10 protein-coding genes are annotated in these 13,352 nt (G+C 74.3%); 5 read left to right on the top strand and 5 right to left on the bottom strand.

The window, feature by feature from the left end; genetic code table 11:
• Positions 1–590: 590 nt before the first annotated feature.
• A complete protein-coding gene (locus ACIQD7_RS06815; protein WP_402440114.1) occupies positions 591–2,813 on the bottom strand; it encodes a helix-turn-helix domain-containing protein in 2,223 nt (740 codons plus the stop codon).
• A gap of 471 nt (positions 2,814–3,284) precedes the next feature.
• On the bottom strand, positions 3,285–3,653 hold the full coding sequence (locus ACIQD7_RS06810) for an STAS domain-containing protein (RefSeq protein WP_402440112.1): 369 nt from the start codon (positions 3,651–3,653) through the stop codon (positions 3,285–3,287).
• A 169-nt stretch (positions 3,654–3,822) separates the two neighbouring features.
• Here ACIQD7_RS06810 and ACIQD7_RS06805 point away from each other — a divergent pair, with 169 nt between their 5' ends.
• Complete coding sequence (locus ACIQD7_RS06805; protein ID WP_402440110.1) at positions 3,823–4,287, top strand: ATP-binding protein; 465 nt, start codon at positions 3,823–3,825, stop codon at positions 4,285–4,287.
• A gap of 622 nt (positions 4,288–4,909) precedes the next feature.
• Here ACIQD7_RS06805 and ACIQD7_RS06800 read toward each other — a convergent pair.
• Together ACIQD7_RS06800 and ACIQD7_RS06795 are read right to left on the bottom strand one after the other, a co-directional pair.
• The gene (locus ACIQD7_RS06800) at positions 4,910–5,752 is read right to left on the bottom strand and encodes a class I SAM-dependent methyltransferase (protein ID WP_402440107.1); all 843 of its coding nucleotides are present in this window, start codon (positions 5,750–5,752) and stop codon (positions 4,910–4,912) included.
• 358 nt (positions 5,753–6,110) lie between these two features.
• On the bottom strand, positions 6,111–6,467 hold the full coding sequence (locus tag ACIQD7_RS06795; RefSeq protein WP_402440106.1) for an STAS domain-containing protein: 357 nt from the start codon (positions 6,465–6,467) through the stop codon (positions 6,111–6,113).
• Positions 6,468–6,986: 519 nt separating this feature from the next.
• Between ACIQD7_RS06795 and ACIQD7_RS06790 the strand changes: the two genes are divergently transcribed.
• The gene (locus ACIQD7_RS06790; RefSeq protein ID WP_402440103.1) at positions 6,987–7,382 is read left to right on the top strand and encodes a hypothetical protein; all 396 of its coding nucleotides are present in this window, start codon (positions 6,987–6,989) and stop codon (positions 7,380–7,382) included.
• 278 nt (positions 7,383–7,660) lie between these two features.
• On the opposite strand, the gene ACIQD7_RS06785 is transcribed toward ACIQD7_RS06790, so the two are convergent.
• On the bottom strand, positions 7,661–8,392 hold the full coding sequence (locus ACIQD7_RS06785) for a TetR/AcrR family transcriptional regulator C-terminal domain-containing protein (RefSeq protein WP_402440101.1): 732 nt from the start codon (positions 8,390–8,392) through the stop codon (positions 7,661–7,663).
• A 134-nt stretch (positions 8,393–8,526) separates the two neighbouring features.
• Between ACIQD7_RS06785 and ACIQD7_RS06780 the strand changes: the two genes are divergently transcribed.
• The 3 genes from ACIQD7_RS06780 to ACIQD7_RS06770 all read left to right on the top strand — a co-directional run bounded on the left by ACIQD7_RS06780 (position 8,527) and on the right by ACIQD7_RS06770 (position 13,196).
• The gene (locus ACIQD7_RS06780; protein WP_402440098.1) at positions 8,527–10,014 is read left to right on the top strand and encodes an APC family permease; all 1,488 of its coding nucleotides are present in this window, start codon (positions 8,527–8,529) and stop codon (positions 10,012–10,014) included.
• A 53-nt stretch (positions 10,015–10,067) separates the two neighbouring features.
• The gene (locus ACIQD7_RS06775; protein WP_402440095.1) at positions 10,068–11,750 is read left to right on the top strand and encodes an amidohydrolase; all 1,683 of its coding nucleotides are present in this window, start codon (positions 10,068–10,070) and stop codon (positions 11,748–11,750) included.
• Positions 11,751–12,332: 582 nt separating this feature from the next.
• Positions 12,333–13,196, top strand: a complete 864-nt coding sequence (locus ACIQD7_RS06770) for an SDR family oxidoreductase (protein ID WP_402440092.1) — start codon at positions 12,333–12,335, stop codon at positions 13,194–13,196.
• Positions 13,197–13,352: the final 156 nt, after the last annotated feature.

Genomic DNA, 13,352 nt, shown 5'->3' with positions numbered 1-13,352 from the left:
CGACAACGGCAGGCGGCTCGCCCGGCCGGATGACGACCGAAGAGGTGCTCGCAGGGCAAGCACTCCCGACGTGCGCGAAGGTGCGGTGCGGACTCGGGTTTCCGAGCGGCGCACTTTGCGCGCCCGGCCGGTTCCTCGGGCCACCGGGACGACCGGAGGAAGACCGTCGTGTCCCGGAACCCGGCGAGACGGAGTGCGTGGTCTCCTCGCAGCGAGTCACGATGCCGCGTCCTCTGCCGGGACGGCCGGCGCACCGTCCAACGGCGTTGTGCCGCCTGTGGACCCCGCGGCCGAAGGAGAGCCGGAGCCGCCCTCGCACAGAGACCGGTCGCCGCCCCGTCGCCGCACGGCGACCGGTGCCCGCGACCGCCGCGGAGACCTCGAATCCCGTCGGCGGCGCAGCGACACCACCCCGACCGGTCCGGCTGGGGAATCACCGAGGCGGACCGGAGGATCTGCTGTCGGCACGGTGTCCCCGTCCCGGCAGGCCGGTCGCGCGTCCGACGGAGGAAGCCGTGCTCCTCCGTGGATCGAGGCGCCGCCGTCATCCGGGGTCGCGCGCGGCACACCGTCCGGCCCGGCCGCCCGTTTCACGCGCGCGTGGTGAGCCGCGCGACCGCCGCGTCGTACCGCGCCCGGAGTTCCGCGTCCTCCGAGACCTTCAGCAGCGCGCCGAGTGCTCGTACCGCGCCGTCCTCGTACCCGGAGGACTCCGCCTCCCGGGCGGCGAGGTCGAGCTGCTCGATGCCCTCGGCCTCGTGTCCGAGGCCCAGCAGCGCCTCTCCCCTCACCACGAGCAGCAGGACCCGGGGGATGTCGGCCGTGCCGGACCGATCGTCGAAGGCCAGTGCCGCAGCCGCCGTGTCGAGGGCCTCACGCCACCTCCCCGCGTCGGCCCGATGACGGGCCAGGTGCTGCAGCGCCAGTCTTTCGATGGTCCGGTCACCGGCCTCGCGGGCCAGGTCCACCGCCCGCTCGCACCCGTGCGCGGCCTCGTCCGGACCGCCGAGCGCCGCCTGTGCCATGGCCAGGACGAGCAGGGCGTTCGCCTCGGCCACCGGGTCGCCCGCCCGGGAGGCGAGCGCGGAGGCCTCCTCCAGGTGGGTCAGCGCCTCCCCGACGCGCCCTTCCTCGATCAGCACCCAGCCGAGCACGTTCAGCACGCGTGACTCGCCGTGCTGATCGGCATCGATCCGTGCCGACTCGAGCCCGGTCTCCAGGAGCGGGACCCAGCCGTCCCGTACGCGCCACACGATCAACGGCCACAGCGTCATGACGATCCGCCAGGCCCTGTCGTGCAGTCCGGCGGCGTGCGCCGCGGCGACCGCCAGCGTGAGGTCGTCCCTCTCCGCCGCGTACCAGGCCACGGCGGCGGACCGGTCGCCGAACTCCCGCACGACGGCGGGCGGCAGGTGATCCGACGGCAGGGGGAAGCACTCCTCGTTGCCCGGCTCGGCCGCCGCCACGGCGGCGAGGCCCGTGGCGATGTAGCAGTCGAGCAGGCCGGTGAGCGTTTCGGGCGCGGCCTTCAGACTCCGCGCGTAGAGCCGTACCAGATCGTGCACGACCCACCGACCGGGCGCCGTCTCCGTGACGAGGTGCGCGGCGGCCAGCTTCTCCAGGGCGGCTTCGGCGGCCGGAGGAGCCGTGCCCGTCAGGGCCGCCGCCGTGTACCGGTCGATGTGCGTCCCGGGGTGGCGGCCGAGACGGGCGAACTGACGGGAGACGTCCCGCGGGAGCTGCTGCAGCGTCACGCGCAGTGCCGCCCGCACGCCGGTGTCCTCCACGTCCAGCAAGCTCAGCCTGCGCGTCTCGTCGGACAGCTCGGCGGCCATCGCCTCCAGGGACGAGCCGGGCCGTTGCGTCAGCCGGGCGGCCACCACCCGCAGCGCGAGGGGCAGTCCGTCGCACAGCTCGGCCAGTCGCAGCGCTGCCGCCGGCTCCGCGGCGACCCGTTCCGCGCCCAGCACCGCGGCGAGGAGCATCGTGCCGTCCTGCGGACCCAACACGTCCACCGTGACGGGCCGAGCGGTGTCGGTGACGATCAGTCCCGGCAGCCGGTGCCTGCTGGTGACGACGGTCACGCAGCGGCTGCCGCCCGGAAGGAGCGGCCTGACCTGCTCGGAGTTCCGCGCGTTGTCGAGCACGACGAGGAGTCGGCGGTCGGCGGCGAGCGACCGGAACAGCGCGGCCGCGCCGTTCAGCGACTCCGGTACCCGGTCGAGCGGCACACCGAGCGCCGGTAGGAACTCCCGCAGCACCTCCATCAGCGAGGGCTCGGCCGTGTCGCCGAAGCCGCGCAGGTCGGCATAGAGCCGCCCGTCGGGGAATCCGGCGGGGCCGCGACGGGCCCAGTGCAGTACGAGGGTCGTCTTCCCGACCCCGGCGGGTCCGACGACCAGACATACGGGCGCCTCGCCTTCGGCGGCCCGGGACAAGGCGTCGAGTTCCGCCTCCCGCCCGTGGAAGCCACGCGGTGCGCGCGGCAGCAGGTCGGGCGCGGCGGTCTGACCGGCGGCGTCCGGCGCGAACGCGGACGACGGCACCTCCGCGGTGCGGGCCTTCCGGGGACGGCCCAGGCTCGCGAGGCGTTCCAACTTCCGCGCACCGGCCCCGTCCAGGCCGAGGGCTCCGATCAGTGCCTGCACGGTGCGGCGTTGCGGCCCCCGCGAGTGCCCGCGCTCCATGTACGACAGCGCCCGCACGCTCACCCCCGCGGCGTGTGCCAACTCCTCCTGGCTCAGCCCGGCCTCCGTCCGCAGACGGCGCAGAAGCGTACCGAAGCCACCGTCGACCGGTGTACCGCTGTCCATACCCGCATATCCCCTGGTCAGTACGGCCGGGCCGACATGCCGTACCCCGCCCGCAAAAGTATGCGCGAACTACTTTTGCGGGCGGAGCACGCCGTCCCCTCCCCGGCCCGGGAGCCGCCCGCGCGGCGCGGCGGGGCACCCCGCTTCTGCCCGGGGTTTCCACGGGCGGAACGACGAGGACCGGTGCCCGCGACGAGATCCGTGCGGCACGGCCACGACCGGGAGGGGCGAAGCACGGAAGTCCTGACCGCATCGCGAAACGCCGATCACCGGCTGACCCGGCACACGGCTGCCCGGGATTCGGTCCGGGCCCGCCGACTGCCGTCGCCGGTGGAGGAAACGGCCGAGCACACCAAGCTGTGGTGGGTGGCAGCCGCGGTGACAGTGGCCGCCGGAGGCCTGTGGGGCCGCGTCACACGGCCGTGCCCGCCGCGGTCGTCACCCCGTCCCCTCTTCGTGACGCGCCGTTGATCAGTCGCGCAGGGCGTCTTCGAGGGTGGGACGGCAGTCGATGACGGTGTCGACGCCGACCAGGGTCAGGACACGCCGCACGGCTTGCCGGGCGGCGGCGATGCGCAGTCGGCCTCCTGCCTCGCCGACCTGCCGGTTGACGGAGATGAGGACGTTGAGACCGCTGGAGTCGAGGAAGGTCACGCCTTCCAGGTCCGCCACGACCCGCAGCGGTTCCGCGGTGCCGTTCCGCTCCAGCAGGGCGTGTTCCAGGACGTCCCTGGTGGTGTGGTCGATCTCGCCCCGCAGGGTCACGACACGCACACCGCCGACCGTACGGGGCGTCGCGGAGAGACGGTCGGACCGGGCGGATTCTTCGTTGCTGGTCATGGTCTCCTCGACTGCGCCTAGGCTTGTCCCGGGGCCGGGGCGAGCGTGGACGACTCCGCCCACCCCTCCGGAGTGGACCGCACCCTGACGGCGGCACGGTCAGCTTCTGCCGGGTAAGGATCATACGGGCGGGTAGTCGCGCCGCGTGAACGGAACGAGGACGGAACCGATGGGCTCCCATGCCGATTCTGACGGCGATACCCGGTTTCCGCCGGACGGATACCTGGTGCGCGTCGGCTACGCGCTCGACGGCGACGGCGGACGCATCGCCGCCGCTCGCCACCACACCACCGCCTTCCTGGACAGGGCGCGCGCCGAACACCGTCTGCCGGTGTCACGGCGAGCACGGGACCTGGCCGAACTGGTGGTCAGCGAGCTGGTCACCAACGCCCACAAGTACGCTCCGGGCCCCGTCCTGATGGAGTTGCGCATCAGCGCCGTCTGCGTGGACATCGTGGTGTGGGACAGCGACCCGGTCGTTCCGGCAGCCCGCGCCGCCGATCCGGGGCGGGTCGGGCAGCACGGCCTGGAGATCATCGAGGCGGTCGCCGAGGAGCTGTTCGTGGAGCAGCAACCGGTCGGCAAGCGCATCACCGTCCGCCTCGCCCTGGCCGACGCCGACGCCCCGGCCTAGGAGGTGTCTCGCCGGTCACGCCGGGCCCGCGGTGTCCGGTGCCGCGCCTGGCCGTGTTGTCGTCACCCGCCAGGGTCCCCCGTAGCCCTTCGGGGACGGGAGGTGCCCCCACCGCCCTGTCTCCCTCCTCCGCCACGCGCCGCACGGCGCCGGACACCGTTCCCCGGTCCGGCCCGACCGGCAAGACACTCCCGGGGACCTGCCCGGCGGATCGCGGCCGAGGCCGAGGCGTCCGGCACGGCACCCCGCCGCGTTGCCGAGTGAGAGTGGTCCACGCAGGCCGCCGGGGACCGGTCCTCGTCGTTCTCGTCCTCCTTACGAGTCGGGTGGTTCACGCGGCCCGGCACCGCGCGCCCCTCGACGCGGGGCGGTGTCCGCTCGTCGGAATCGACCGGGCTCTCCGGCAGGCCCGCGGTCGGACGGCCCGCTGCGCCGCCGTGACGTCTTCGTGCGCACACGGGTCGCCACAGGCGTCGTACGCGGGGGTCCGCACAGAAGGCCCGTCGAGATGCGGTGGGAGTCGGTGTCCCGGGCTTCCTCACGGCAGGAACGTAGCTCTGACCGCGCGCTCGGGGCACGAACGCCGAGAAGGCACCCGGGACGGCGGCGAGCGGGGCGGGCATCAGAACGGCCGGGTCGCCGTGACGACGAAGTAGTCGAGGATCCTCTCCTCGTACGCCCGCAGGAAGTTGCGCGGCCAGGTGCCCGGAGCCCACCAGCGGGAGAGCCAGGCGTCCCAACCCGGCCAGACCTCCGGACCGATGGACACGGTCCGCACCTCGGCCAGGCCCGCGGCCGTGAGGGCTCTCGCGAGGGCGGTCACGGGCCGGGCGATGTCCAGACCGCTCGCGTACGTGTCCAGGAGCCCCGCGAGCTGTCCGGGGCGGCCGGGGGCCTCGTCCGCGCTGAAGAAGCTGGTGACGGCCACGGCTCCGCCGGGCCGCAGCACCCGTGCCGTCTCGGTCGCGAAACCGTCGAGGTCGGGGAAGTGCTGCGCGGCCTCGACGCTGACCACGACGTCGAACGCCCCCTCCTGCCAGGGCATCCGTTCCGCGGCCCCCTCGGCGAACCGCAGCCGGCCCGGCGACTCGCCCAGCAGTACGGCCTGCTTCTCGCGCGCCCGGGCCAGTTGGTCGGGATGGACGTCCATGCCGGTGACGGTGTCCGGCCCGTACTCCGTGAGCGCGAGCGCGCAGCCCGTGCCCAGCCCGCACCCCACGTCCAGCACGTGTCGCCGCCGCAGCGGTCCGGCGGCTTCCAGAACGTACCGGTACAGGGCCTGCTGGCTGCGGGCCCGCTCGTCCTCGCCGAGCGGGCCGGCCAGGTCGATGTCCCGCCAGTAACCGAAGTTGATGAAGCCACCGCCGAACATCGGCTGGTGCCCGAGGTCCGAGGGCCCGTACGTCTCGCGCACCGCCGGCCGGATGCCGGGGCGCTCCTGCTCGGCGTCCGCGTCTTCGCTCATCACCGTCTGCGATCCTCCCCGGCACGACCCGACCGCTGTCACCGCCGCACATGTACGAATCCCACGGATACTGCCCGGGCACCGCACGATCATGCCGGACGGCCACCGGAGGCCGGCGAGGAAGACCGCGCGCGGCTGCACGCGGCCGGGGGTCAGACCGGCCGGCCCGGGAGAGACCGGGCCGCCGTCACCCGGTGCGGCGAACTCGCCGTCCCCCGGAGCGGGTCCCGGCGGTCACCTCCGGCACGCCCCGGGCCTTCGGTGCCGTCGTTCCGGCGGACCTCTTCCCGGCCGACCACGTACCCCTTCGTCTTTGTGCCGACCCGAGGGCGTGCCTTCGTTCGCAGGTCCCGCGCTTTCAGCGCGCGTCCAGCAGTTTCAGGCCGGCGTCGAGGTCGTGTGCCACGGTCAGGCCGTCGAAGCCCACGCCGAGCCGGACCATCGTCTGCGCGACGGCCGGGCGTACTCCTACCAGCACGGTGCGGGCACCGAGCATCCCGGCGACCGATCCGATCAGGGAGAGCCGACGCCCGACGAACGTGTCGACCACGTCGACGGCGGAGAGGTCGACGACGACACCGCGAGCCGCCTCGTCGACGACGCGGAGGGACAGGTCCTCCTGGAGGGAGACCATCGCCGCGTCGTCCAGAACCGCCGGGGCGACCACCACGAGCGCGTCTCCGATGCTCAGAACCGCTTTTCTCCGCCCGCTCATCGTCCCACACCCTCCACAGCGGTGACCCGCAGAACCGAACCCGTCGTCCATCAGGAGAGCCGCAGCCGTGTCCGGCACCCCTCACCGGGAACGGCCCGCCTCACCTCTGCTCCTTACGGTCCGACCGCGGCCCTCGGATGCACCGGCGGGAGGACGAGCCGGAGTTCGGATCCCGTACCCGGCCGCCCGGCCGCGTACGGCGGCGTTCCGCCGGGGTGACGGCGGCACGCGCGGTCCCCCCTCGCCCCCGGTCGGCCTCCTGGTGCTCACCACGGCTGCGCGCCCCGGGCCGACGGCCCCGTCGCGAGCGCCGGCAGAAGTACGGGAAGCGGTACTTCTGCCTGGGGAACTGCGTGGTCCGGTTCCCGTCGACCGTGTTGGCTTGCGGTGCCGGGAGCGGGTCGGGACCGCTCCGCCGCCCCGGCGACCGAATCGTCCTTCCGGTCCGGCGCGCACCCTCCCGCGTCGGGGACCGCCTCACCTCTGGAATCGACATTGCACATAACCGATCACTTCAGAATGAGGTGCTTGACCAGAGAGTTGCGCGCTGCGAAGACGCGAACCCGACCCGGGGACGGGGAACGGGGACACCGGACGGCGCGGTGGCGGCTCCTGCGGGGGGACGTCCTGATCGGCGAGCTCAGCGAGTACGACCGTGACCAGCCGTACTTCCTGGCCCGCTTCACCCCCGGGCCGGGCTGGGAGGCCGTGAAGCCGTTGTTCGAGGCACGGGCGGCCCGCAAAGGCCCTGACCCGGACGGGCTCGGGTTCGCCGGCCCGGACGGACCACTGCGGGATCTGGGCCTCACGCTCGCTCCGGACGACGGCCGTCGGCCTCCGTTGCGACTCTTCGCGGACTGCACGGTGCGCATCGACGGGCACGAGGCCCGCCTCCGTTACGGGCACGGCGGGTGAACGCCGTCCGGAATCGTGGACGGTGCCGTGTCGGGCGGCCACGGGTTCGGCCCCGCGCTTTCACGACGGCGGGCGGCCGGGTGCGGGAGCCTTCCGCCGGTGACGGGCGGGTGGGTGATGTCACCGGACCGGGCCCGCGTTCGTCACCGACGGTGCGCGGGAGCCCGTCCGCCCGCCCGTGACGGGGGCGCACGCGTGGTCGCACACGCCCGGGACGGCGCGTGGCGCGGCCACCGTGCTCCCGGGCCGTCCCGGTGCCGGTCGCGACTGCGGGGCGGCTACGTGGCCCGCGTCCGGCCCGCCGGTTCGCCGGGCGCGTCCGGGCGCCGGCTCGCGGCCTCCGCCGCGATCCGCGCCGCGAGCCCGTCCAGGAGGGTCTCCAGCGCGGCGAGGAACACCGTGGTCCCGTCCAGCCGTGCCATGTGGGCCACGCTTCGCGCGATGGCGGGGAAGGCGATCGGGTCGGCCGCGGGGTAGTCGCGGGTCCACGCCTGCTCGTCGCCCGTACGGGCCGCCCCGTCGAGCGTCTCGAACGCCGCGTCCATCCCGGCCCAGGCCAGGGAGAAGTCGCCGTAGACCCGGTGCAGTACAGCGGCCAGCGCGGGGGAGCAGCCGGCCCGGCCGAAGGCGGCCAGGATGTGCTCCACGATCCGCATCTCGGCGGGGCGCCGGGTGGTGCGGTAGGTGGCCACGACCGCCGCGCCGGGGTGGCGCAGCGCCGTGTCGCGCGTGCGCAGCGCGAGGTCGCGCAGCGTGTCGCGCCAGTCCTCCGAGGGTTCGAACCCCGTCAGCGACTCCTCGAACAGGCGGTCGGCCAGGGCCAGATGGAGTTCGTCCTTGTCCCTGACGTGCCGGTACAGCGCGGAAGGATCGACGCCCAGTCTGGCGGCGAGCCGCCGCACGCTGAGCGCCGCCGCGCCCTCGTCGTCGGTCAGCGCGAGCGCGGCGTCCACGATGATCCGCAGGTCCAGCTCGACCTTGCGGGGACGACCTCTGCCTCGTACTGCCACGGGGTGATCAGACCAGGCCGGGCAGCGCCTTCGCAAGCCCTGCCGAGAGGTGTGGAATCTTTTACCCACGCCGTTGACAAAATGGTGCGGCGAGCGGTTGTCTGCGGGGCACCCCGAACCGAGGAGTGCTGCCCATGGACCACGGAAGCCCCGTCTCCGGCGAGGCGTCACCGCCCGCCGCCGCGTTCCGCAAGACCCTCGGCACCCGGCACGGCGTGGTCATCGCGCTGGCCAACATCAGCCCCACCGTCAGCGTCGGCATAGGCCTCGCCTTCCTCGCGGCACTCGCCGGCACCGCGATGCCCGCCGCCTTCCTGCTCGCGGCCCTGCCGATCCTGGCGGTCTCCGGGGGCTACGCCCGGCTCGCCGTCCGTGATCCCAACTGCGGGACGGCGTACGTCTGGGTGCGCCGGGCACTCGGCCCCTGGACCGGCTACCTCACCGGGTGGACCTCGGTCGCCACCAACATCCTGTTCCTGTCGTACGCCGGCCAGCTCACCGGGCAGTTCACCGTCGGGCTGCTCGCGGAGGCGGGCGTCACGGCGCCCTCCCCGGACGACGCCCTCGCGGTCACCGCCACCGGCCTGGTGTGGAGCTGCCTGATCGTCGTGAGCGCGCTGCGGGGGGTGCGGGGCGCCACCGCGGTGCAGAGCGTGCTGCTCGCCGCCTCCGCGGTCGTGGTCACCGTCCTCGTGGCCACCGCCTTCGTCCGGGGAGACGCGGCCCCCGTCTCCGCCTCGTGGTTCTCGCCGTTCGCCTTCCCCGACACGCTCACGCTGCTCGGAGCGACCGTGATGGCGGCGTACATGTTCTGGGGCTGGGAGAGCGCCTTCTCCGTGGTCGAGGAGTCGACCTCGGTCCGCTCGCCGGGCCGGGCCGGAATCATCGCGATCCTCGTCACCACCGGGTTCTTCCTCCTCTCGGCCACCGGTTTCCTGCACGCCCTCACGCCCGAACAGCTCGCGGACCCGCTGTCCGGCGTCACCGAACTGGCCCGCGCCTTCTACGGCACCGCGGGCGCGACCGCCGCCCTCGCCGCGATGCTCTTCGCCACCGTCGCCTGTATGCAGTCGAGCGTCATCGCGGGGGCCCGGCTCACGCTCGCCATGGGCCGCGACGGGGTCCTCGGGCCGAGCTGGACCCGGCTGCATCCCGCCTGGGGCACGCCCGCCACCTCCACCGTGCGCATCGCGGCCCTCGCCGTCGGGGTGTCGCTCGCGGGACTGGCCGCCGGGTCGCTGTCGGAGGTGGTCGTCGCCGTCGTCAACTCCGTCGGCATCCTGGTCTCGCTGATGTACGGGGTCGGCGGCATAGCCTGCGCTGTCACCTTCCGCCGCGAACTGCGGGGCCGGATGCGGGACACGCTCGTCGTGGGCCTGCTGCCGCTGCTCGGCGGGACCGCGCTGCTGCTGCTCGGCGGCCTCGTGGCCCACCAGCAGTGGAACTCGGTGGACCACCTGGCCTTCGACGCCGAGAACGGGCGCTTCCTCACCGTCCTGCCGCTCACCGTCGTCGCCGTCGGCGTACCCGCCGCCCTGTGGACCCGCTACCGGCGCAGGGCCGCCTACTTCACGCAGCCGCCGGCCCCTCTCGAACCCGCCCCGGCCGCCGCGGGGGGCTGACCGCGGCCCGGACCATCTCCTAACCTTCCCGTCCCACCCACCGGAGCCCGCACATGCGTCACGCAGACCACGTCCTCCTCAACGGCACCGTCTGGACGGCGTCCCCCGTACGCCACCGGACATCGGCACTGGCCGTCACCGGCGGCCGGATCGCCGTCCTCGGCACCGACCGGGAGGTCCGCGAGCACATCGGCCCGCGCACCGAGGTGACCGACCTCGGCGGCCGGTTCGTCCAGCCCGGGTTCACCGACGCCCATGTCCACCCGGTGATCGCCGGGATCGGCATGCTCGGATGCGACCTGAGCGCGGGCCGCACCCCCCACGACTACCGAGCCGCGATCGCCGCCCACGCCGCCGCCCACCCGGGGGCCGCCTGGATCCAGGGCAGCGGCTGGTCCTTCGACGCCTTTCCGGGCGGCCTGCCGCACCGCGACCGGCTCGACGACGTCCTCCCCGACCGGCCCGCCTACTTCCCCGTCCGTGACGGACACTCGGCATGGGTGAACTCCCGCGCCCTCGCGCTGGCCGGGATCGACCGGCACACCCCCGATCCCGCGGACGGCCGCATCGAGCGCGACGCCACGGGCGAACCCACCGGCGTACTGCACGAGGGCGCCATGACCCTCGTCGGCGCCCTCGTGCCCCCCGCCTCGGCGGCCGAGGCCCGAGCCGGACTCCTCGCCGCCCAGGAACTGCTGCACTCGCTCGGGATCACCGGCTGGCAGGACGCCCTCGTCGGCACGTACGCGGGCTTCCCCGACCCCTTCGACACCTACCTCGCCTGCGACGCCGACGGTTCACTGACCGCACGGGTGCGGGGAGCGCTCTGGTGGGAACGCGACCAGGACCTCGGCCAGATCGACTCACTGATGGCCCGCCGCGAGAAGGCGTCCGGGGGACGGCGCTTCACCGCCGGCAGCGTCAAGATCATGCAGGACGGGGTGGTGGAGAACTTCTCCGCCGCCATGCTGGAGCCCTACCTGGACTCCTGCGGCTGCCCGGGCGACAACGCCGGGATCTCCATGGTCGACCCGGCCGTGCTCCGCGACGCCGTGATCGCCCTCGACGGCCACGGGTTCCAGATCCACTTCCACGCCTTGGGCGACCGGGCGGTCCGCGAGGCGCTGGACTCGCTCGAAGCGGCCGTGGCCGCGCACGGCCACACCGGCCTGCGCCACCACCTGGCCCACCTCCAGGTGGTGCACCCCGACGACATCCCGCGATTCCGCACCCTGCGCGCCGCCGCGAACATGCAGCCGCTGTGGGCCGCGCACGAACCGGCGATGGACGAGCTGACGCTGCCGTTCCTCGGCGAGGAACGGGGACGGCGCCAGTACCCCTTCGGAGCCCTGCACGCGGCCGGTGCCGTCCTCGCGGCGGGCAGCGACTGGTTCGTCTCCAGCCCCGACCCCTGGCACGGCATCCACGTCGCCGTCAACCGCCAGGTGTGGGCGGAGGAGCTGGGCGAACCGGATCCGCGCCCCCCGTTCCTGCCCGAACAGCGCCTGGCCCTCGGCGACGCCCTCGCCGCCTACACGGCCGGTTCGGCATGGGTCAACCACCAGGACGACGCCGGTGTGATCGAGGTCGGCCGCCTCGCCGACCTCGCGGTCCTGGACCGCGACCCGTTCGCCGTCGCCCCCACCGACCTCCACGAGGTCCGCGCGGTCGAGACCTACGTGGACGGCGTGCGGGTCTACAGCGCGGACGGGCGTGCGACCCCCGGCGCGCACTGAGCGGGCCGCCGGCCCCGGCTTCGGCCGGGGCCCGGAACGACTTTCGGGCGCGCGTTCACCGCGTCGTTCCGACGCCGGCGGATCCGGGCCGGGGCCGGCACGTAGGCGTCCGCGTCGCACGAACCCGAGCCCACGCCGTTCCTCCCCCGTCGCCCGGGCTCGCCGCGCCACCCGGTCCGGGTCGCGTCGGCCACGGCCACCGGCTCCGGTGCCTTCGCCGTCGAGGCGAGCGCGATCCGCCGACCGGCGCGCGGCGCGGTGAGGAGGGGGCCGGGACCGGGAAGGCCCGGCCGCAGTGCCGCACCCGCCGCCCGGGCCCCCGTCCTGCCGCATGACCTCCCCGGCCGCCCCGGCAGATCCCCTCCCTCGTCCGGGTGCCGGTGGACGACGCGCACATGTGGCACCGGGGACGCCTTCCGCGTCCGCACGCAACGGCGCGCTCCTCCCGCGCGCCCACGCGCCCCCGTACAGGCATGGCCCGCCGCCTCGAACGACCTCATCATGAGCCCGGAAACCGGGATGCGGCCGATGCCGCGTCCCGGACGAGGGCCGGCAGCGATGCCGCACGTCACGGGGGGACGCATGGGAAGACGCTGGCTGGTGACCGGGTGCTCGTCGGGTCTGGGCCGGGCGCTGGCGGAGGCGGCGGCCGCCGCCGGACACCGGGTCGCGGTCACCGCCCGGAGCGCCGAGGCGCTGGAGGAGACGGCCGCCCGCCATCCGGGGCGGATCGTGCCGATCCCGCTCGAACTGCGCGACGCCGCCCAGTGCGAGGAGGCCGTCCGTCACGCCACCGCACGGCTGGGCGGCATCGACGTCCTGGTCAACAACGCCGGAGCCGGGCTGTTCGGCGCCGCCGAGGAGGTCTCCGACGGTGAGATCCGCGACCAGATGGAGACCCTGCTGATCGGCCCCTGGCGGCTTGTCCGGCTCGTCCTGCCGGGTATGCGTGCCCAGGGCCACGGCCACGTCGTCAACGTCTCCTCACTCGCCGGCCGGATGGCCTTCCCGGGCCTCGGCGCCTACGTGGCGGGGAAGTTCGCGCTGGAGGGGATGAGTCAGGCGCTTGCCGCCGAAGTCGCCGCCTTCGGCATCCGCGTCACCGTGGTCGAACCGGGCGGCTTCGCCACGGGCTACGGGGCCTCACTGGCCCGCTCCTCGCGGCGGATGCCCGAGTACGCCGCCGCGACCGCCGGGATGTGGGACGGACTGCGCGGCATGGCCGACGACGCGGCGATGGGCCGCCCCGAGGACTTCGCGGCCCGGGTGCTCGCCCTCGTCGCCTCGCCGGGCGCCACGCCGCTGCGGGTCCCGATCGGCGAGGACGCCTTTCTCTACCTCGAGGCCGTGGAGCGGGCGGCCCGTGACGAACTGGCCGCCGCCCGCCTCCTCACGGACATGGCGCCGCCCCCTGCGGTGGAGGGCGTCGCCCACGACCCGGTGTGAGACCCGCGCGGGACCCCGTCGAAGCGTTGTCGTTGTCGCCGAGCGGGGCGCGCGACCGCCGACGCGGGGGCGGTCCCCGTCGTGCCGCGGGGACCGGCCGGGGCGTCGGGAGCCGCTGCCGTCCGGCCGTCGCGCGTGGCCGCCCCGACGATCGGT

Source organism: Streptomyces sp. NPDC093071, assembly GCF_044754545.1.
In the GTDB taxonomy this organism is placed as follows: Bacteria; Actinomycetota; Actinomycetes; order Streptomycetales; family Streptomycetaceae; genus Streptomyces.
The sequence above is the reverse complement of the archived record's forward strand: the minus strand, read 5'-3'. Positions and strand labels throughout refer to the sequence as shown.